This is a genomic window from Rhodococcus sp. D-46, assembly GCF_011290655.1.
Classification (GTDB): Bacteria; Actinomycetota; Actinomycetes; order Mycobacteriales; family Mycobacteriaceae; genus Rhodococcus_F; species Rhodococcus_F qingshengii.
Genome location: NZ_JAANTF010000010.1, coordinates 355,779 through 376,629, shown reverse-complemented (window position 1 = coordinate 376,629; position 20,851 = coordinate 355,779). Strand labels below are relative to the sequence as shown.

The 20,851-nt window shown below is 59.7% G+C and carries 21 protein-coding genes and 2 pseudogenes; 8 read left to right on the top strand and 15 right to left on the bottom strand.

The annotated features are described in order from the left end of the window. Positions 1-182: 182 nt before the first annotated feature. Positions 183-740 carry a DUF6301 family protein gene (locus tag G9U53_RS26355; RefSeq protein WP_165639565.1) on the bottom strand — a complete coding sequence of 186 codons (558 nt, stop codon included), beginning with the start codon at positions 738-740 and terminating at the stop codon, positions 183-185. A gap of 394 nt (positions 741-1,134) precedes the next feature. Between G9U53_RS26355 and G9U53_RS26350 the strand changes: the two genes are divergently transcribed. Further along, positions 1,135-1,635: a DUF6301 family protein gene (locus G9U53_RS26350; RefSeq protein ID WP_165639564.1), complete on the top strand. Its 501-nt coding sequence runs from the start codon at positions 1,135-1,137 to the stop codon at positions 1,633-1,635. Between the two features lie 196 nt (positions 1,636-1,831). Continuing rightward, positions 1,832-2,926: a DUF4238 domain-containing protein gene (locus G9U53_RS26345; protein ID WP_165639563.1), complete on the top strand. Its 1,095-nt coding sequence runs from the start codon at positions 1,832-1,834 to the stop codon at positions 2,924-2,926. Between the two features lie 138 nt (positions 2,927-3,064). Here G9U53_RS26345 and G9U53_RS26340 read toward each other — a convergent pair whose 3' ends face one another. Continuing rightward, positions 3,065-3,211: a hypothetical protein gene (locus G9U53_RS26340; RefSeq protein ID WP_207624604.1), complete on the bottom strand. Its 147-nt coding sequence runs from the start codon at positions 3,209-3,211 to the stop codon at positions 3,065-3,067. 59 nt (positions 3,212-3,270) lie between these two features. Beyond that, positions 3,271-3,507 carry a hypothetical protein gene (locus G9U53_RS26335; RefSeq protein WP_165639561.1) on the bottom strand — a complete coding sequence of 79 codons (237 nt, stop codon included), beginning with the start codon at positions 3,505-3,507 and terminating at the stop codon, positions 3,271-3,273. 291 nt (positions 3,508-3,798) lie between these two features. On the opposite strand from G9U53_RS26335, the gene G9U53_RS26330 reads away from it, so the two are divergent. Next, complete coding sequence (locus G9U53_RS26330) at positions 3,799-4,608, top strand: MerR family transcriptional regulator (RefSeq protein ID WP_165639560.1); 810 nt, start codon at positions 3,799-3,801, stop codon at positions 4,606-4,608. A 122-nt stretch (positions 4,609-4,730) separates the two neighbouring features. On the opposite strand, the gene G9U53_RS26325 is transcribed toward G9U53_RS26330, so the two are convergent. Continuing rightward, a complete protein-coding gene (locus tag G9U53_RS26325; protein WP_165639559.1) occupies positions 4,731-5,129 on the bottom strand; it encodes a hypothetical protein in 399 nt (132 codons plus the stop codon). A gap of 97 nt (positions 5,130-5,226) precedes the next feature. Beyond that, the gene (locus G9U53_RS26320) at positions 5,227-5,643 is read right to left on the bottom strand and encodes a VOC family protein (RefSeq protein ID WP_165639558.1); all 417 of its coding nucleotides are present in this window, start codon (positions 5,641-5,643) and stop codon (positions 5,227-5,229) included. Positions 5,644-5,856: 213 nt separating this feature from the next. On the opposite strand from G9U53_RS26320, the gene G9U53_RS26315 reads away from it, so the two are divergent. Further along, a complete protein-coding gene (locus G9U53_RS26315; protein ID WP_165639557.1) occupies positions 5,857-6,312 on the top strand; it encodes a hypothetical protein in 456 nt (151 codons plus the stop codon). Between the two features lie 70 nt (positions 6,313-6,382). On the opposite strand, the gene G9U53_RS26310 is transcribed toward G9U53_RS26315, so the two are convergent. From G9U53_RS26310 to G9U53_RS34085, 5 genes are all read right to left on the bottom strand, one after another. Then, positions 6,383-6,538, bottom strand: a complete 156-nt coding sequence (locus G9U53_RS26310) for a hypothetical protein (RefSeq protein ID WP_165639556.1) — start codon at positions 6,536-6,538, stop codon at positions 6,383-6,385. Positions 6,539-6,821: 283 nt separating this feature from the next. Beyond that, positions 6,822-7,793 (bottom strand): DUF2332 domain-containing protein, encoded by a 972-nt coding sequence (locus tag G9U53_RS26305; RefSeq protein WP_165639555.1) that lies wholly within the window; start codon positions 7,791-7,793, stop codon positions 6,822-6,824. A 247-nt stretch (positions 7,794-8,040) separates the two neighbouring features. Continuing rightward, on the bottom strand, positions 8,041-8,418 hold the full coding sequence (locus G9U53_RS26300; protein WP_207624603.1) for a hypothetical protein: 378 nt from the start codon (positions 8,416-8,418) through the stop codon (positions 8,041-8,043). A 356-nt stretch (positions 8,419-8,774) separates the two neighbouring features. Then, positions 8,775-9,731 (bottom strand): SMI1/KNR4 family protein, encoded by a 957-nt coding sequence (locus G9U53_RS26295; RefSeq protein WP_165639554.1) that lies wholly within the window; start codon positions 9,729-9,731, stop codon positions 8,775-8,777. A gap of 57 nt (positions 9,732-9,788) precedes the next feature. Then, entirely contained in the window at positions 9,789-9,923 is a 135-nt protein-coding gene (locus tag G9U53_RS34085; RefSeq protein ID WP_278251751.1) for a hypothetical protein, read from the bottom strand. 607 nt (positions 9,924-10,530) lie between these two features. Here G9U53_RS34085 and G9U53_RS33370 point away from each other — a divergent pair. The 4 genes from G9U53_RS33370 (at position 10,531) to G9U53_RS34270 (ending at position 15,044) form a co-directional block, all read left to right on the top strand. Then, positions 10,531-11,169 (top strand): hypothetical protein, encoded by a 639-nt coding sequence (locus tag G9U53_RS33370; RefSeq protein ID WP_207624602.1) that lies wholly within the window; start codon positions 10,531-10,533, stop codon positions 11,167-11,169. Positions 11,170-11,282: 113 nt separating this feature from the next. Further along, positions 11,283-12,134 carry a hypothetical protein gene (locus G9U53_RS26285; protein ID WP_165639553.1) on the top strand — a complete coding sequence of 284 codons (852 nt, stop codon included), beginning with the start codon at positions 11,283-11,285 and terminating at the stop codon, positions 12,132-12,134. Between the two features lie 83 nt (positions 12,135-12,217). Further along, a complete protein-coding gene (locus G9U53_RS26280; RefSeq protein WP_165639552.1) occupies positions 12,218-13,075 on the top strand; it encodes a hypothetical protein in 858 nt (285 codons plus the stop codon). Positions 13,076-13,964: 889 nt separating this feature from the next. Beyond that, positions 13,965-15,044, top strand: a complete 1,080-nt coding sequence (locus G9U53_RS34270) for a HEPN domain-containing protein (RefSeq protein ID WP_165639551.1) — start codon at positions 13,965-13,967, stop codon at positions 15,042-15,044. Positions 15,045-15,137: 93 nt separating this feature from the next. Here the strand turns inward: G9U53_RS34270 and istB are convergent. The 5 genes and pseudogenes from istB to G9U53_RS26255 form a co-directional block, all read right to left on the bottom strand. Continuing rightward, positions 15,138-15,885, bottom strand: a pseudogene (gene istB / locus G9U53_RS26270) (IS21-like element helper ATPase IstB). Positions 15,886-15,915: 30 nt separating this feature from the next. After that, positions 15,916-17,152: pseudogene (locus G9U53_RS26265) on the bottom strand (IS21 family transposase). 309 nt (positions 17,153-17,461) lie between these two features. Next, a complete protein-coding gene (locus G9U53_RS33365; protein WP_207624601.1) occupies positions 17,462-17,725 on the bottom strand; it encodes a hypothetical protein in 264 nt (87 codons plus the stop codon). 265 nt (positions 17,726-17,990) lie between these two features. Continuing rightward, positions 17,991-19,553 (bottom strand): hypothetical protein, encoded by a 1,563-nt coding sequence (locus tag G9U53_RS26260; RefSeq protein ID WP_165639550.1) that lies wholly within the window; start codon positions 19,551-19,553, stop codon positions 17,991-17,993. A gap of 565 nt (positions 19,554-20,118) precedes the next feature. Further along, on the bottom strand, positions 20,119-20,715 hold the full coding sequence (locus G9U53_RS26255) for an ATP-binding protein (protein WP_165639549.1): 597 nt from the start codon (positions 20,713-20,715) through the stop codon (positions 20,119-20,121). Positions 20,716-20,851 lie beyond the last annotated feature (136 nt).

Genomic DNA, 20,851 nt, shown 5'->3' with positions numbered 1-20,851 from the left:
CGCCGGCGCCCCACACACCCCCAACAACCACCCCCGGGGACATGTCATCACCGCAGGTCAAAACCTAAAACACCAACACAGAACCCACCCCACACCGACATCCACCAAGTGAGCTGCGCAAGCTATCGATTTTCAGGAATGACAGCGAGTCGGCCAGACCGCAGCCTCAACCGACCTCACGTCTACTCATCTTCGGCGCTCGGCTCGTATTCGTCGCACCATTGCTGGTACGCAGGACTGACCAGATACACACAGACCGATGAGACGCCGATCTGGGCCCTAACCACCAGGCCCGGAAGGTCCCAGCGCAGGCCGCGGGTCGGTTCGATCCACCAATCCGTGGGCCGCTGCCCGAGCAATTCGAACATCCGCTGCACCAGTGCATTGAAAACTTCATCCAGCTCAGGCTCCAAGTCGGTCCGACCGAGAACCACATCACTGGCACGGAAGGAGATCATATTGATCGCTCGCGACAATTCGGTTGTCGATATGTCCGCGACGCCCACCATCACATCGGGGCGATTGACTTCGAGATTGGTCACGACTGCTGGCACCTGCTCATCGAGGCCGCTGAACTGCCAACCGACCTGACCGCAGAACGGCGGCAGGTCATTGACGGTCCACGTCCACTCGAACTCAGCGGCCACGCGCACCGCCTGGGCAGCACGTTCGATATCTGCTCGCACCTTTTTACAGCTCTCTCTCGTAGTCAGAGTTGGCGATTCGGTAGTGGCCGTCAAGGCGGTCGTAGCCTCCCACATCACGACGGGGCCAAGTCCAATCCCACCGCGTCCCTCCCCCGCATGTCATCACCCACGCACCATAAGCCGAGCAGCCACGCATGCCGTTCATTGTGTCGAATGGCCCAGACCCTCCCAGACCTCATCCACCACCAATAACCCCCTCACCGGTCTCGCCTGGCCCGCGAACACCGACAAGAAGGTTGACCAGTCGATGGTCGTCAACATCAGCATGCCGCAACCGGCCGTCACGGACGTCGACCCACGCGAGGCTGGCAAGGTGCTGACCTACGGCGCCGGCATCCGATGACCGACAACCCGCCAGCCCTCACCTCCACGGCCCCCGCGATTGGGGCGTCATCAGCAACGATCAAGAAGGACGTAGCATCCGCACATGCACGTCGACATCGAAGGCGCCACCCGGATCGCCCGCCTCGCCGCAGAATTCGACTGGACCTGGGCCGTCGACGACCTGGAACCCTTCTGCGCACAAGCCGGATGGGAGCTCGTCGAACTCAGGCAAGGTGGCGCCTCGATACGGACGAACCTGCATGTCAGCCGGCCGAAGGCGCACATGTTCGGGCGGCAACACAGAATGAATTGGATCTCGATCTACGTCACGGATCTGGCTGATGCTGCTACTGCTGCTACGCCCATGACAGTGGTGCGTCCGCTGCTGGACGAAGGGTTCGCGAATCTCACTGCGGCACTGACTTCCGTCCTTCCGATACCCACGTACTCCGAGCCCGGACCTGAGGCAACTATCCGGTGGGACCTGCCTAAAGTGGTCGTCGAACTCAGTATGAGCCCCCGCGCGATCCACCTGCAACTGACGAGTCCGAAGTATCAGGCATGGGTGGATGAGCCCGAACCGGAGGACGAGGACGAGGACTAGCGATCGAGGCCATCTCCTGACCAGGTTCAGTCGAATTCTGCTGCCAGGCGTGCAATTTCGGCAGCACGGTCAAAGTCGGTACGCATGATCGGATCGTACTGTGAAGGTGGCACGGGGCCGCTCCTTGATGTCAGGGGGTTGGCGCGGGATCTACATCGCGCAAAACGGCTTGGCCCAAACGCTATCGTCATCGGCTATGGGCAGTGCCAACAAATGGCTCAGCGACGCTGAGATCGAACGATCCAAGGAACGCACACGCAACAATTCACAGCGAACTCGCATACATCACTTCGTCCCACAGATGTATCTGCGACGGTGGGCCTCCGGACCCGAAAGCCCGCTAGTGCGGTTCACCGAAATCGCGACAGGGCGCAGCGATCTTGACCTTCCGGAGGCGATCGCAAACGACGAGTTCTTCTATCAGATCGTCGGTGACGAGATCGACCCCGACGTGGAGCCGGACCTGTGGTTCGAAACGCACATGTCCAGGATTGAAGACGCCGCTGCGCGGTGGCTTCGATCGCTAGACAAACGGGCGGCTGGGAAAATCACCGATCCCAATCTGAGCGGGAATCTAGCCGTGTTCGTCGGCCTTCAAAGCCAGCGCACGCCTCGCGCACGTGCAGGGAACCTGGACATCAGCAGTGCTCGCGATCGGTTCGACGTCCGTGAAGCACTCGACCACCGCGCGCTACTGCCTATCCTCTGCGCAGCAACAGGTATCGACTACACACCCGCGCGGCACCACCAGATTATCGACGAAATCATGCTCCAACCTCAGTTCACCGGGCCTAAAGCAGCTGCGATCGAGACCGCCATCAATGTTTGGAAAAAGCACATCGCCCCGTTTCTGGCTCAGCGTTCCTGGTGGCTCGTGACCTCCGAGCAACCGCTACTGACCTGCGACGAACCCGTCGTGCTCATCGGCTGGCCGGGTCAGCAACGTTATCCCGCCCCCGCTCTTGCCACTGCGGCACTAGTGATGTTCCCGATTGGGCCGCACCGACTCTTGCTTGCAACACCTGAAAGTCTTCGTCTACGGCCACCTTTCACGCTCAGCTCGGAGGAGACCCGGGCGGTAAACCTCGAAATCGCTTCCAATGCACTCGAATTCACTTACGAGGAACCCTCCAGCGACATTTCGGCACATATGACACTGCCTCCCTTACCTCCGTTCGACCGATCGGCGGCAACAACCTTTTGGGAGGCATTGCGCCCACCACCTGGTCGATGGGCAGGGCTCAACGCGCCAGAATGGCCACTTCAACGCTGGACAGCTTCCATGCCATGACCTGCGCCAAGTGCAGCAGCGCGGCTCTGGACGAACGCCAACGCCTGTATACTCCGCAGGGACCTGTCATCGCCCCAGGTCAGGTCATGCAAGGCGCCGTCCCCAGGCACTCACTACTGATCCGCCACTGTGGTGCCGTCAGACGACTGGGGCGAGGTTGTCCAGCTTCACCGGAAACGGATGCTTGCCCGGTGCGTCCGCGATGGATTCGATGATTGCGAAGTGAGCGCCCTCGTCGACGCTGACGATCGTGAACACCGAGACGCCTTCGGTCCCGATTCTCACTTGGCCGCCCTGCTGCACGAAATGCTCCTCTGACGAGATGCCGATGACTGTCTATCTTCTCAGCTGCTCGCCGACGAATTTCCGCCTGTCTCATTCCACGACGTCGCAGTGAAGGGGTTCGCCAGATTCGCCGGTATCGCGGCGATCGGAGTCGACATCGGGGTCAGCAGGTAGTCCGCAGAGTGGGCGTTCTGCATCGCCCGCGATGTCGCTGCCGTCGATCCAGCCTGTCGGGTCGACTTGGTTCCTGCCGCCACCATCCGTGTTCGACTTCCCTGCACCTGAGAAAAAGTCACGGGCGCGTGCCTCGGCTCCATTCCACAGCGAGAGGCCGGGATTACCACCGACACAGCCTCCTACGATCGCCCCGATCGCCCCGATCGACACGTGCGTCACCGAACCCTCCGCCAGGGTCATGGATCAGAAATCCGACCACAAGGCCCTTCCCTCCATCCTGCGGAGGATCGTTCGCCAACTCGGAGCTGTCCATTGAGGGCTCTTGCAACGATCGACTTGACTCTCCTGTTGCAGGAGACCCCAGAATTGGCATCACATACCAAAACGGACCCAAGGGAGCCTTGCACCGCATGATGCGCATCGGAGAATTCGCCCTCGCCTCTGGCCTGACCGTAAAGGCACTGCACCACTACGACGACATTGATCTGCTCAAACCCATAGAGGTCGCTCCGACCGGCTACCGCATCTATTCGCCGACACAGTTGCGCCCAGCCGCAACCATCCGGGCACTCCGAAATATCGGCCTCTCGCTTGACACCGTCGCTGAAGCATTGAACAACCCGGACCGTATCGATGCCTTCATCGATCAACACCACACACTCATCTCCCAGGAACGCGCCCGTCAGGATGCTGACGCAGAACAGGGATCCGCGTTGATCGATTCACTCGGACTTGACTACACCGTTCATCGCCGCACCATGCCACCTCAACCCTGGGTCGGAGTCCTACTCGAGATCCACAACCTCGAACTCCAGCCAGTCGACTCCCCTCTGGCCACCTTGCAGGTCGCCTTGAACGACGCCGGCCACACAATCACCGGCCCCTGGTGGACAACATTGCGTCAAACTGCAGAAGCAGAAATCGTCGAAGTTCTGTTCTGCTGGCCGACTGCTCACGTCCCCACCGAACCGATCGAGATTGCCGGAATGGTCGTCGAATCGGGCACACTCTCAGCGCGCGACGAACTGTTCGTGACCCTCGAAACGTCCGACGATGATTCAGATCTCGACGATTCAGGCGCCGAAGCCGCACAGATCGCGATAATCGAACACGCCGAGCGGGAAGGACTGAAGCTAGTTCACGGCAGCATCCGCCAGGTCGGCGATCTCACCGGCGACGGCACACATGAAGCCATCGAACTCGTGATCGCCATCCAATAGCCAGCCACCAGAGCGGCAGCAACTCTCCGGCCTCGACTGACTCAAACTTCAAGCATCAATGAGACGGCAACTACCCCGGCCCAGAGCGCTACCACCGTGCACACGACACGAACATAACCGGGTCAATCCTCCACACCGACCGCCAACCCCAAGTGCGTAGCGACACGGTCCGCAAGGAGCGAATACTCGCGATCGAGCCGCGTCCAACCCAGCGGACGCGGAAGATAAACCCCGCCAATCACCTTCTCCTGCAACGAAAACTGTTCACGCGTCAGATCGATCTCCGAACCGTCCGGCAGACGATTCCACCAGTGAAAGTCCACTCGCTCACCCCGCACGTGCACCTCGCCGCGCACCAGATCGCCACCGAAATAATCGTGCACCACCACCGCTGTAGTCGCGCACTGCCCGCGCGCCCGATTCGCCTCCGACCAATCCTTCACGTCTTCGGGAGCGCACGTATCCGGTCCCCACGCAGCATTCAGTGCTTCGGCCAACCCGACCAGAGAAACGGAATCCATCGACGAAAACTACCAGCACAGACACACCGCTCACCGTCGACGACTCGACGGAGCCTCCTCCTACGGCCAGACCAACGCCAACAACAGTCCGCTCCGATCAGGCCACACAGAACTCATTGCCCTCGGGATCAGCCATGACCACATGGTGTCCCTCGACTCGAGCCAGAACAGTCCCTCCGGCAACCGTCAACCGTCGCACTTCGCACAGAACTCTCCCCCACTTCACCTCCGCAGGGCCCTCCCCCGAGACCCGAAGATCAAGATGCAGACGGTTCTTGGCCGCTTTGGATTCAGGAACCTGCAACAAACACAACCGAGGAGCTACGCCCGACGGATGGCGCAGCCACGCACCACCCATCCCATCGGGCTCCTCGCCGAAACTGGCCAACCATTCCTCACGGGTCGAAAACGGTGGAGGAGGCGGCTCATCGACATATCCGACAGCCGCTTTCCAGAATGCCGCCAAACGATCCGGGTCTGCACAGTCCATCGTCAGATCCACCTGAGTGAGCATCCGCCGATGCTACAAACCCGAAAAGCCCTCCCTCGCGACCGCTCCGCGCTTACCTCCGCAACTGATCGACTCAGTAGGCGCTTCGCGCGCCCTCTGCCCAGGCCAGAGGCACAACTTCATCGGCGCCACACACGCCACTTCCGAGCACAAGATGCGAATGCCCCTTAGCCACGTTGATCGGTGGCACCGGGCTGCGCGCGGTACAACTGACCAATGAGGAGCTACGCCAATCGCCATCGGATATTGATCGTGTTCACCGTGATGGTTGTCGTAGTGGGCTCGTTGTGGTGGACGAAAACGATCGCCTTCACCCGATCACTAGCCATTTCCTTCAGTTCCGAACCGTTCCAGCTCGTTCCGCGCGGTGATCCCGCAGACATCACTCCCACAATCGCCGCCAGCTTCCCGTTCTCCGAAGAGACAGTGAGCCTCGTCGCGGACAGAATCGTCAACACCCACGGCGGCAACACATCCGACTACGAATCAACCCTCACCATCACAGACACAATTGATTTCGCCGGAAAAGTCGTGACAGCACGCGGACGAACACCGCTCGCCACCCAACGGATCGCGAACTACGGCGCACAAGCACTGAGCGAGCTGATCAACGAAGCCACCTTCGCACGGACCGGCCAAACAAATGTTTCCTTCATGGTGCTCACCCTCTAGATCGCCGCCGCTGTCAGCCGAGCGCGCAGCTCACCGAGATCCACCACACGCACGCGACGAAAACCCGCCTCTATCCCCGATCAACCGGCATCGACCACTCGGGTTCAGACGGCGGTTGTCGCCGCCGCGAATAAAACGCCGCACCCATCAACACCCACCCGACGACCGCGATCACCGACGCCGCACCATCGAACACCACCATCACCACGCGCACGTCCTCGGACATCGCATAAGTACACGAGGACCCGACAACCGGCAGCCACACCCTCGACGCACTCTCCAACGCAACAGCGGAATCGGATGCGCACAACTCATACGAAGACCGCCCCACCCCCACAAACGCGAAAGCACCGAACGCCCCACCACCAACACCAAGCCCACACCAAGCAGCACCCACCGACGCCACCGCGCCCCTCCCCCGCATGCCATCACCCACGCACCATAAGCCGAGCAACCACGCAATACAGCCACCTGCTGTGCGGCGTAAATTTGGAAGGGCGCTGACCCAGTCAGGGCGACGCGAACCAGTCCAACGATTGTCCATGCGCTCCGGCGTATGCAAGCGCTCTGCCGTCGAGGGTGACGACGAACTGGCCGCGGGTTTCTGAAATCGGCTTGGAAAGTTGATCGACGACTGACGCGATCACCCCGCCGCCTTCGTTGGAGATCCAGTGGCACGGCAAACCGCGCACAGTGTCCTCGAATGACGTTCGCGCGTCGAGATCGAGGTAGTTGAGGACCGCGCTACCGAACACAACGATCGTCGTGTCCTGTGGAGCGTCACGAACCAAGCCTGCGATGGTGTCGGTGAGATCCCCCGCGACCACGTGCGGCGGCTCTTGCCGCGCAATGGCAGCGGCAGCTCGGAGGCGATCCAGCCGGTTCGTCTGCCCCGGCCAGACAAGGCACTCAAGCCAGCGCATGTCGTCGGTGTCGTTGACGTCGAGCGGATTCAGATCGACTCCGGCCCGGTAGACCACTGTCGGAACGGCTGCGGGCAGGGGCGGGCGACCCGTCGTGACGCATGGCAGAACAACCGGCGAAGGCCCTGATGCGGGGTCGATGGAGGCTTGCTCATCGCCGTAGCGGTAGCTGAACCGGTCCGGATACAGGCACAGCCCGGCTGAGGCCCCGACCTCGATCAGGGACAGCGGTCCCGGAAGCTGCGAGAGCACTGGGAGCAGCGCTGCTGCTCGACCGGCCTCGTTCGTCTGAGTGCTGCGCACCAGCGCCACCTCGCGGACCGCGTCCCAGTGTTCGACCATCCAATCTTTGAACAGCAGGAACAGTGATTCCTCCACGCCCAGGTATCGGGCCGCACCAAGGACGAGGTTCGGCTGCCGCTTCTCGGTCGGCAACTGGTCGATCAGAGCGACAAGCTCCCGATCGTCGGCGATGCCCAGGCACCACCGTTCGTAACACGGCGAATTGCCGCGGGCCTCGTACTCGGCGAACAACCGATACCGCCGCGAAGTATCCATAGCTGATTCTTACCCGGCTGCGCCACCCAGTGCGCCGCAGCCACCACCAACACCCGATATCTGATGGGTTGCCGAAACCCATAGGGACACCCCGACACGGCACCACTCCCCACACCACCGAACCCGAACGCCCCACGGGGCGGGCCCATCCGGTTGTGAACAGCTGATATTTCAGCCATACGGCGCAGAGCGCCCAGAGCAGAAGCGGTGAGGCGCTACCCGCCTTTGATGTGCGACCGAAACGCGTTTACTGCACGCCCTCATCGATCCACAGATCGGGATACGAAATCTCCCCGAAACGCTCGACAGGCCAGGGAACCAGCTTGCCGTGGACAGTGAAGGCAATGCTTCTACGTGGCGGCTTCCGGCGTGGACGAACGTCGACAGCACGGAAGGAGAACCCATCCTGCTGCACCGATTCCCAGTCGAAATCGACTGTTTCACCGATCTCAACATCTCCACTTTGCCCCCTGATTTCAAGCGACTCTCCAGCGGCGAGTGGGGAGTGTTGGAGCGTCCACAGATTGCTGTAATAGAACCAGCATCCGCTCGGAGTATCCGTAGAGTCGATGACCCCCCAGCCAGCCTCTCTATTCCACGCCGCCACCACACCTACGCTCGTCATCTCACAAACTGTAACGGCCTCCGCCAGGAATGATTACAGGGCGCGGGGTCATCCTCGGGAGCTCACGTGGTTCGAGTGCAGCTGCGCAGTCGATGACCGACGGATCGCTGTACCTGCAATTCGGTAGATAGCGCCAGTGCAATCCGCCGGCGCCCCACACACCCCAACAACCACCCCCGGGGACATGCCATCACCGCAGGTCAAACCCTAAAACACCAACACCCGACCCACCCACACCAACCAAACACACCCCACACCGACATCCACCACCCAACACCAACCAGGGGACGTGTCATCACCCCAGCTCAAAGGCGCGGAAACTCCCTGACATGCGCCGAGGAATCACGGCGCCGCCGTCAGTTGTCAACAACGAAGGTGAAGCCACCCGGCGGCAACTCATGTACGAGGACCTCGTTGCCGACACCGGTGACAATCGTCAGGAAGAACTTGGGCTCACCGTCGACCTGGACCACCGAATTCATGCTCACCCCACGTTGGCGTGGAACGCGCCGGAAAACCACTTCCCCGCCCTGCACCTGTGCACCAGGATGAAGCGACCGTGCGGTGTCGAGGACAGCAGCGCGGACGACATCGAGGTCGACAAGGTCGTCATCAGCAGTGATCAGTGAAGGCTGAAAGTCACTCAGTGGGAACGGAAGATGCAGCGGCGTCGGATCCGGCTGCGGCGGCAGCGGAGGTCGATCGGAGAAGTCGACGTCCCACGCCAACACCCCCTCGGTCACCGACGGCACCAGATACGAGTGCTCGTCCCCGGACTCGACGCTTCGGCGAACCGAATCCACGTACTCGGTCAGGGAGCCGAACAGGGGACCGCCCTCGTCCGCTGCCTCCGCTGCGAAGTAGCGGATGCATCCATGCTGTTCGCCCTCACGGGTGTCGACATAGAGAAAATCTCCCGCCCCGTCCTGCGCGAACGGAATGTATCCAGGGACAAACATCTCAGCCGTTTCCCCTGCACGCTGCGCCCGAACCGTGGCAGGCCAATCCGGCCCCAGATCATCGATCGGATGCAAAATTTCACTACAGAGCTTGTGCCGGGCCGCCACCTGTTCCAGCGACAGCAGCTCCACCCCCGGCAAGCCTTCACCGACGAACTGATCGTCTTCCGAACGGAAAGCCTGGCCGTCGTGCAGAGCGAAGAACTCACGCAGCTCCGCAGTCCACGAAGCGGTCGCGCGTTCAGCAGCTTCCCGCTCCGCCAGAACCCGAGGCGCACGCACCGCCGCCGCCGTGACCGGTGCGCGGTCGCGAAGGACGTCCATATATGCCTGCCATGCATCGGTCAGTGTCATGGTCCGAATCTATCGGCGTACAAGCACGACCGTCATCGACGCGACGAAAACCCGCCTCTATCCCCAATCAACCGGCATCGACCACTCGGGTTCAGGCGGTGGTTGTCGCCGCCGCGAATAGAACGCCGCACCAATCAACACCCACCCGGCGACATCGAACACCACCATCACCACGCGCACGTCCTCGGACATCGCATAAGTACACGAGGACCCGACAACCGGCAGCCACACCCTCGACGCACTCTCCAACGCCACAGCGGAATCGGATGCGCACAGCTCATACGAAGACCGCCCCACGCCCACAAACGCGAAAGCACCGAACGCCCCACCACCAACACCAAGCCCACACCAAGCAGCACCCACCGACGCCACCGCGCCCCTCCCCCGCATGCCATCACCCAGGCACCATAAGCCGAGCAGCCACGCATGCTGTTCATTGCGTCGAATGGGCCCAGACCTCCCGGACCTCAACCACCACGAATAACCGAACGAACCCACCACAGAGCCCGAAAACGCCCCTCACCGGACGGTCAGGGGCCTTTCTGGACCACGCAAACTGGAAAGGTCCGGCCCGGTTGCTGCGGGCCGCACCATTTCGATCAGACAGTCAAACCGATCGACACAACCCGGTATTCGCTCTTGCTCTCCGGACGGTGCGGCAGGTTCTCACCGGCGTTCTCTGCATTCCGTTCAGCGGCTCGCTGCACGGCCCTACGGATCGCGCGATACAAACGCTGCCGCTGCACCCCTCGAAACCTGCGCGAGTGTCCGTTCCACCAGGTTGAGGCACTATCAACGGATGACAGACGATACGTATCAAGTTCGGCGAATGGTGCTCGGAGAGAACGACGCGAACCGGCTCGGAAAATGGGCATCGTTATGGGCGGACCTGATCCACGTCGACATGGTTCTTCTCGAGCGGGCTCAAGTTACCGATATTGCCGCCAATGCGTTTCACCGCCGTGCGCTGTGGGAGTCGGCAATCGTCAGCTACGGACGGATGGGTGTGAGCGACAGACGCCGCAAGCTCGACTATGACGATTTGCTGCGTACCGCCCGCGGTGAGCGCGGCATTGAGTTCCACAAAACTCTGATGAACTGGCGCCACGATCATGTCGCGCACCGGCTGTCGCGAGACCTAGAGACGGTGGTCGTGTTTGCGGACTACCTTGACCATGCGCCGGACGTCCTCGATTCGATCGGTGTCTCGGTCTCCGCTGCCGGCGGCCCGCCCGATTCCTCCCCGACATTGGTCGAGTTCACCGCACACGTCAAAGCATTGCGGGACACGCTGTGGGAGAAGTACCTGGCCCCGACTGGCGAATTGATCGCAACTCGCGGACCCAGCGGGGGCATGAAGTCTCTTGAAAGCGAGGCAGTTGATCGGATGACTATTCAGTTGACGTTATGGTCTCGTGTGAATGGCACAGGGATGTAAAGGCGTCTTTCATCGATTGCGGCGCCGGAAGATCAACCGCCCGCCTGGCAACCAACGGCAGCCGCCGTGGAGCGTCTCGGCTTCATACGGGGCGCTCATTCTAAGGTGTACGGATGAAAGCTGAGCCGGGCGCAGCACGAGAAGTGGGACGCGCTGTATGTGTGGTCAGTGGGGTTCTCGCAATCATGTGTTCGACAGCATCGCTCGTACGAACCGAATGGACCGTAGAGCGAGCCACGAACGACTGGTGGACTCTCACAGCGCTCGGCGGCATCATCCTGGGCTGTACCGCGCTCGGATGCAGCATCGTCAGCTACCGGCGTGTTCATCCGCGAAAGACTGCTCTCACGTCGCTCCTCGCTGCCCTGCTCGGGGTGACGGTCACACTCGCACTGGTCTCAACTCACGCCGACGTCGACCTCGGATCGCTCCCGGCATGGGTGTCCGCCGGCGGGGCACTATTTACTGCCGGCGGAGTTCTCGTCGCCCTACAGTCCTATAGGGCGACACTGCGCGCCAATCTGGAGGATCAGGCGAATCAAGTCCGGCTACTCGGTGTCTCATGGCTTCCTAGCGGTACCGAACATGGAAAACAGCAGTGGCGAACCGAATTCAAGAACAGAAGCGACAAACCTTTGTACAACATCAAGATTCATGGGTTCAGAGCATCAGTAGAGGAAAACGCAACCAGTGTTCTGATGCGACCGATCACCACGATCTTCCTTGGAAACGGCGAGGAGCAAGGTCATCCGCTGAAAGTCTCCGATACCGCATATTGTCCAGAACTGGCCACCGGCGAAGGTTGGCGCACACTGTGGGAATCCGACGTCACCGACACATCCGCCCCGAGTCACCATTACACCATCATCTGGTACTCGGTGCTGGATGCAAACGGTCGATACTGGAACATCGCTGACAATTACGAACCCTCGAAAGTAACCCGTTCGGACCGGCCGCTTCTCTGATCCATTCCCTCGCACTTCGCCGATCCGGCAACTCACGATGTCACACGCACCTCAAGCGCCCATCGAGAAGGAACCCAGAACCAGTGACAACCCCAGCTGCCTCACAGGATTCGCCTTGCGCCCGAACCGACAACACACATCCGGACTGCCGCCCGAGTGCCGACGAGGAACGGGCCGTCGCGATCGTATCTGCGCTAACTGGACTCGACTTCGAGCGAGTGTGCGAACGATCGACACCGGGACCGAAGCCGGACTACCGCACAGCATCGTCGTCACCGAAGCCTTCGGCGGTCGAAGTCAAACAGTTGACCAGCGCCGCCGTGCGGCGACACCGAGCTGGACGCGACAAACATCTCGGCGCCGAACCATTTCACCCAGCACCCTCTCTGACGAGAACCTGGCTGGTATTTCTCGACACCACTGACGCGCACGCGACGTTCGGCGCAGACAGTCACACACCCGTGTTGAAAACCCTGCTGCGTAAGCTTATTGCCGAACTCGAACGTCTCGAAGGCAACGGCGAGACCGACGGTGGTCGCGACCCCGCGATTCGGCAGCTGACCCACTCGTGGGTCTGCTCCACGGTTCCGAACTCGCCCCTCGGGCCCGGAATCATCACCACAGACTCCCACGGCACCACGCGCACGACCGACCTCGAAACCGACGTCGTCCACTTCCTCAGCGAATGGCTCAATTCGGACCTCGCGGCAAACCTACGGTCGTCGCTCCGTACCGAATCGGGTCGACGGATCGCCGCGCTCATCGCCGACAGCGACGGACCCGCCGCGGGCATGATCCGCACACTCTACGAGAACGACTCAACACCAAGTACACCACTGACGCTGCCCGCCGAGATCGACGCCGTGATCCTGATCGCCGGTACCCACGTGCTCGACTACGACATCGACATCGGCTGGCAACGTCGCACAATCGACTTCTAACCTCGTCCTCACTCAAAAGTGATCACTTCAGATGCCCTACGCGTTCTAGGCCAGGCCGAATCACTGACCGCTAAGCGATGGGGTTAAACCAGTCTCCTGCCGCACGAGAGCTAGCAGAGTTGTCGTTCATACCAGGCCCGCCTCGCAGATGCGACCGCATGTCCGCCCCAAGACCAAAAGCCGATCGAGTTCGACGCCTCAACATGGCCGGCCACGCGCCTGCCACACAGCGCAGGTCCTTGTGTCCGCGAAATATTCAATCGAGTTCGCAGCATTTAACAACGCGGTTCTACACGGAGCAAGAGGCTTGCAGGACCGCGCTTTTGCTAGTCGTGAGGAAGCTGATTGGACCACTACTTGGGGGCCGTCCGTCTGATGCGGTTGCTCACCCCTGGTGCCATCTCGGAATTGTTGAACGCCATCTTTCGAAGTGACCACACTGACCGATATGTCCGGTCCTGACCTGGCACACCGGCATACAAGGTGTTGGGTCACTCCAAGATCGACAACAGCTACGTCACAGCCGTGCATTAAGATCCGATCACGACACGCCTTCCCTCCATTAAAAGACTCGCGTTGGACATCAACGCAACCAAAGTCCGGCACAGACAACGCGTAGGCGATTCTTCCGACTATCTTGTGTCCCACTCTACGGAATTGTCTGCTTATTACGATATTTACCATCTTGCCGAGGTCGCTTATGACCCCGTGGCCCCCGACAAACAGGCGCAGGCAATCGCATACCACCTTGAGCAGGCTAGAGGCGAATTGGCGCGACAGCTATGGAGCAGGCAGATTTTTGTCGGGGTAAGTGCAATAGACGAGTTGCTGTTCATGCATGTCAAGCTGGGCGCCGCCGAACCGGTCTTGGAAACACTGAAGTCGATACGTGAAAGCGAAAGTAATCGTCGAGGTATGGTTGTATTTCCGCTCCATTCCTTCGGAATTCTTGCCGCTGGACTCTTGCGTCCACTTGCAGGATCTAGCGCGTTCATTGTTAATCCTTCTCAACATTTCGCCATTAGCCCAAACGAACGATCTAGCGAGGACTGTCAATTTCCTTAACGACGTTGGGCCCCGGCTGGGAATTAAAAAATCTGTAGATGGATCTCTCATCCGACACTGGCGCGAAAGTCGTGATGCGAAATGGCTCGAACAGAATCCTATTCTAGTCGCGGGTGTCGCATCCACGTCTGGATTCTATTACGAAAATGAATTCCTTTTACTCGGGCGGTTGCAGGCATGGACCACAGCCATCGTAATGCTCGCAACTCTGCAACCAAGGGAGAAAGACAGGGCAGGAATTTTCTTTAGTTCCTCACAGATTAACAATTGGGAAACGCTCGATATACACCACTACCTTGTCTTGTCACACACTCGGGAGAAGAACCTTGAAGGTCGAGCGGTTCCGGTGCACAAGCGCCTCCAGGTGAGAGAATTAAGCGAATTGGCCGTCGACGTGGATCCGAGATACTGGATGCGGCAAACAGATCGAGCACAGTTCGTCTACAACAGTGTCGACAAACTATTTGCAGGATATTTGAGACACAGCGTCGGTTCACGCAAGGAGACTGCGCGAAGTAGAGTATATCGTAAAATTACTGAATCAGTCGCCTATTTTCGACGATCATATCAGGGCGATGACGAAAGCTGGACAGCAGTTGTGAGCCTCGCCACAGCATTCGAGATGCTACTTACCGATTATTATGCCCCAGGAATTGCAGATCGACTTCGTCGCCGGACTCGATTGCTACTCAAAGGCACACCCGGCACGAGGAAGTATCAAGCGGCTGTCGAGGACCTTTACCACGCACGAAGCGCCACGGTTCATAGCGGACAAGTCGCGCAGATCAATCTCCACGACGCGCGAAGCGCATTCGTCCTGGTCTTTCTCGCGCTGATGCAGCGGCTTTCGAACCTCCGCGACAACCAATCCGAGCCACTCGGCTTCCTGACGGGCGACTTGTGACTGTGAGGTCCACGCAGCGATGGCAAGTTCTGTGAACGACGGTCGAAACCTAGTCCATTCCCGACGGACGGAAACTAGACCACGCCGATGTATTCATTGTGCCGCGTTGTCCGCTCTCACGGACAGCAACGTATCGATTCCGGTGTTTCTGAGTCGGTAACACGCCCCTTTCAACGTCAAATCCTCTGCGTGATGGACGATTCGGTCGATCATCGCGGCCGCGCCCGCCTGATCGCCGAATACGTCACCCCATCGGCCGAACGGCAGATTCGATGTCAGAATAAGTGAGGCATGCTCGTAGCGACTCGACACGAACTGGAAAAACAAGTTCGCAGCGTCCTGTTCGAACGGGATGTAGCCGACCTCGTCGACGATGATCCACCCGATCTGTCGTAGTCGCGCCAACTCTGCTGGTAGCTTTCCTCCGGCGTGCGCGGCTTTGAGTCTGGCTACCCAATCAACCGCCGTCGCAAATGCAACCCGATGTCCGGACTGGGCCGCCTTGATTCCCAGCCCGATCGCCAGATGCGTTTTGCCGGTGTCTGGAGGCCCCAAGAGCACCGCATTGCGTGCCCACGTCAGAAAGACTCCGGTTCCCAGATATGCCACCATTTCTCGGCTGAGTGAGGGCTGGAAGTCGAAGTTATACTCCTCCAAAGATTTTGGTGTCGGAAATCCTGCTGATCGGATCCTGGTTTGAGTTCCGGACGATCCCTCGCCGTGACTTCTCGCGACAAGACTGCGGCAAGGTAGTCCTCATGGCTCCATCCGTCGCTACGGGCTGCTCCGCTAGCTGCGGCGCCGATTCCCGAATACGTGGCGCTTCAACGCCTGGGCGTATCGATGTCCTTGAGTGGATCCACAGCGCCCATCACTGCACCCAATCATCATTAATCGATGCAGTACAAGGGAATTCGACTCCGAATGCTCGATCATAGTCGCCCAGGTCCCGAATCAACCGGTCCTCGCCGGCGGCAATCGGCATCGGCTGTTGGAATTGTTCTCGCAGCCTGGCGGCTGCTTTCACGTGCAGGGGATCAGTGACGGTCAGCCCCCGAGACCACCGCCGTTCGTGCTCGGCCAGTACTCGACCTTCACGAGTGACCGCGACCTGGCGCAGATCGGCAGCGACCTCGACCATGTGTCCGATCGCCCAGGGGTCTACCGAGTAGTCGTTTCCGTGGACTCGGACGTAGTAGTCCCGAGGCAGACGGATCTGCGAGCGCGCGACGGTAAACGGTGGAACCGGCGGCAACGACAACATCGCCGCGGTATCGACAGACACCAAACCTGTTGGGCGACCGCCGATCCGGCGGGCAACCCTAGAATTCGCCACCGGGAGCCAATCGGCCAGCTGGCTGTTGAAGTCCTCAGGTGAACAAAATCTTCGACCGGGCATGAACGAGGGTTCCCGAAACTGTTTGGCGCGCTCGACAATTCCTTCGAATTCTTCGGTCGTAGGGTTTGAGCTGGATTAGTGCCGTGGCGACCGTTCCGACGAATGCGGTCACCGGATCGGTCAGCCGGCCACGGCGGCCGATCCCGGACTCGTTGCCGCGCCAGAGCCGGTGCGGGATCGCGCCGAGATCCTGCGAGAGCAGCTGCCACATGCCGGCAATCGGGTCCGTGGTGACCCGACTGGGCAGCATCATCGCGGTGATGAACCGGGAGAACGCAGCGACCATCACCAGCACCGGCGGGACACCGGTCTGGCCGTCGCCGAGAGGGATCGATGCCGGCGGGAACCACAGATCGCACTGCACGACCTGACCCGGATCGTGATCGAGGCGGTCTGCTGGATCGACCGGGGCGTATTCGGGTCGGATTGCGCGGATTCGTTCGCGTAGCCAGCTGATCGATCCGCCCCATCCGATGCGTTCGGCGATCACCGTTGCCGGCATCGTCGGATGTTGTGCGAGCAGTGCCCTGATCTCCGGTTCCACGGCGCTGATCGCAGAGTCGACTGATGGTCGCTGACATTTCGGTGGACCCTCGCTGCTCAGAGCGTTGGTGACAGTGTCACGCGCAATGCCGAGTTTGGTAGCGATGGCACGTTTCGACAGCTTTTCGCTGTGATAGAGGTGCCTGATCAATGCCCAGTCTTCCATGGAGATCACCCATTCAATCTTGGTTGGGTGGCCTAGTTTTGGACCGTCGTTTCTGGACTAGTTTTCAACCATCGTCAACAGAAAAGTCGCACTTGCAGCACGAGGAGACTTGACTGGTTTCCGATTGCCGCATCTGCGAGCGAGCACTCGTACCGACTGTGCACCCGCTTCGACAAAACACCGCACGTCGGACAGCTCGCCGAAACAGGCAACGGCGCCCGAATACGGGCGCCACCCGCGGTCACATCGACCGCATCGATGTCGACACCCGCGAGATGCGGAAGAAGGACACGCAGATCCCAACAGTTCTCAGAACACCAGAACGATCATCTCCCGCAGATTTACACTCCTGCCGGAACGACACGCGGCGCGAGGCAAGCCATCACGGAAGGTGGGCCAGAACCAGTTTTCGACCGTCGTTGACAGCTCTGTCTGCCGCAGAATTGCAACACCATTGTCGTCTGTGTACCCAAGAAATTCGCACACCACAACAGATGTCGGCTGGAAATCAGTGGGAATGGTCCCTGCCGGTGGCAAGGTGACCGTCAGCGACTCCAGTGGCCGTACCGGCATAGGAATGACCTCCGCGCGAACCTCCCGTGCCAGGCATGTGGGGTCGTCGACGACCTCCCCCGGGATACTGCCGCGGGGTCGCGTCGCTCGTCGAGGACGTAGAAAGTGATAGCTCCCCGACCGCGAAAACAGCAACCGAACCTGCCACTACGAGCCTTGTACGAAATCGCCGCATACCCAACACTATGGCCGACACAGCTACTGGACCGTCGTTCACAGAAGCGCTCCAAACCGTTTCGAAACTACGCGCTTAGCCATATCTCGATCAAAGTTTCCCTGCGCCTTTACGATTCTGCCGCCTAGAATTTCTCTCGATTCGCAGACGAACCGTATCTGGCTGGTTAAGCACCGACAACAGATACAGGTAGGGAAGAAGCGTTAGATCGTCTGGCAATGTGCCGTCATGGTGGGCTAGAACCCTTGCATTCCGATCGACTTCACCTGTCTTCCCGCCGAATCCGTGTGTGGCATTACGCCGACCACGCATAACGGCCGCGACCGCCTTCCCTACCTCCAGGTGCTCGATGTCGCCGTTATCGTCGATGATGTCAACAGTGCCGGTTCCACGGGAATTTGTGATGAAGAAGCCATCGGCGATGGTGGATAACGCGTGAACGCCGGCCCGTGCGCGAGGCAAGAGCACCTCCCTCACTTTTGCTGGCATCGTGCTTTCTAGCCGGTCGAGTACTTTGCGCGCGCGTTTCGGATCGCAAAGCTCACTCATGTCGGTACCAAGAAATACCTCGCTGACGAGGTCGAGAGCGGAGTTTGTCATGATCTGGCCGCTGTAGATGTCTCGCCAAGCCATCATCGCAGAAGAGGTTCTGTTGAAAAGTTCTTCCGTGTTCAACATCCAGTTCTGATGCTGATAGGGGAGATAGAAGCCGTTTGCATCCGTGAATGTGACTGGACTGCTCAGATAGGTGAACATCTGGTCTAATTTTGTCGCCCACCAGTAAATCGCTTCCGTCCATGCTTCTGGTGACGACGTTTCGATATGGGGACGGAATTTACTCGCCGCATGGCGTGGCAATAACTGAAGCGGCTCGGCCGGCATAGAATCCACCCCACTAATTGCCGTGCCGAGAACGTAAATGATCGTGTTTCCTAGCCGCTGGCCGTGAACTGCCCAAATATCCGACACCGTGCAGCTGAGAAGCGGGCCAAGGTAGGTGTCGTCGAGCAGGCCAGGCCCAGCGATCGCCTGATTGGAGGCAAAGAATGAACTCTCCTCCTCGGCATCAACCCCTCCAGCTTGGATGCGATGGGCCAAGTCAGCGTCTTGCTCGAAGCGCATCACGAAGGCCGGCAACTTGTATCGGAAGTAGATTTTGTGGTCCACCGAAATCCAGCTCACTGCTAGATCAGGAAAAACTGGAGGACCTTCTTCAGGGAAAGTCCTGAGCGTCTCGTACTGTTGTTCTACCGCTTCCTCCAGATCCGCATCGGTTGCCAGCACGACGTCAAGTTGGGTTCCGTACAGAAGCGGGACGATTGTTTGCGGGGCACTCATCCGCCGCGTGATCTCTTCACGTTCTGCGGTCACATCCTCCGCGGTCACCGCCGGACGAGGCAAATCCTGAGGTGGCGGCTTCAGCAGATCGAATTTGGTATCGCGCAACCACGGCGCCGCCAAGGTGCGAACCTCGACCAACCGTTTTCCAGTCCACCGTCGAGCACTCACAGCTTCACGCAGTATCCATTCGCCGGGCGTGTCCCCCGGAACTGCATTAAGACCCATCTCTGTAAACAGTGCGATGAAGTTGCTTTTCGCCAGTGCTTCCGGCAGTCGAATAGTGACGGATGGGTTTCTGGATGCTTTGCTCACGAGCCTATTGTGGATTGCCCGTTTCCGGCTTCTGGCGGGGCCGTCTGATCCACGCCGTAATTCGCCGTTCCTTGATTGACCTGCCGCTCGCGAGCACTACCAATCGATTCGCTGGACAAATACCCCATACGGCTTGCCAGGGAAGGCGACCTCGTCGCGCCCAGAGCATCGAGCGGTCGGCAGGACTCCCATTCGCCAACATTGGATTAGCTTTCCTCGCCGACGACGAGTCACCCTCGATCGAGGTACTCGTGAGTTCGTCTCGTCCGAAAAGGCTTGGGTTGTCCGTGGCCATGAAAAAGTATCCACAGCTGGCCAAGTGCAGTCTCAGTGCTCGAGGAAGGGCTCCGGCACGGCCGGTGACACCGCAATCCGATCGCTCCGATCATCGCGCGCTGTACCTGCGTTGCATCCAGACCAATAATGCACGGCCTACTGGTGCTGGCGTATCTTCCACACCTGGTCGGCCGGTCTGGTTGGGCTTGTCCAACCATTGAACAATGAGGGTCCGAGCATTGCACCGATGTCGACTACAAAGGCCGCACTCGACTATCGACAAACCAGATTACTGCGACCAATCGACCCATCCGCAAGAACATTCGACGATGAGAAATAACTCGTCATGGTCGTAGTCGACGACACTGCGCCCCTGAAGCTTCTCGTTCCCGCACTGAGGGCAGAACCGTAGACCGAACGGGTTTCCCGCTGTTTCTTCATCATCGACGAGGTGTTGCCGATAAGCACGCGCCAACTGCCGGTAGTCCATCTTCACTTCATGAGTGGATGCGCCAACTCGCTGCCATCTCACGCCAAACGCGAGATACGGCCCGCCCCTGACGGCATCGGCCAATACCTCGACAGCTAAGAGGTCGGGAGCCTTGAAGGTATGAATGACCGGCAGCAAAGGCTGGGCGGTCGTTATGGAAACGGTATTGGCCCTGATCGAGCCTGCGAGCTGCGCCGAGGTGGTGGCTGCGACTGTGAACTTGTTGTTGGAGGTCCCGTCATCGTTCACTCCGAAGACGACCACTCCGCCTTGCGGTTGACTTGCAAACGCGGCAAGTGTTTTCGTGGCAGCCTTGGAAGCACCGGTCGTCTCCTTGAATTCAACGGTCTGACCTTCACCCTTCGCGATCAACGCGACCAACTCGTCCTTCGTCACACCTCAATCCTCCGATCGATGTCAAGTCCACAGGCTCGCCCAAAGTCTCAGAATCAGCGCTGGCCACGGGGTCCCCTCACGACGACGTCTCCCGTCGATGGCGGAATGAGAAGATCGACGCAGTCATGTGGAGGGA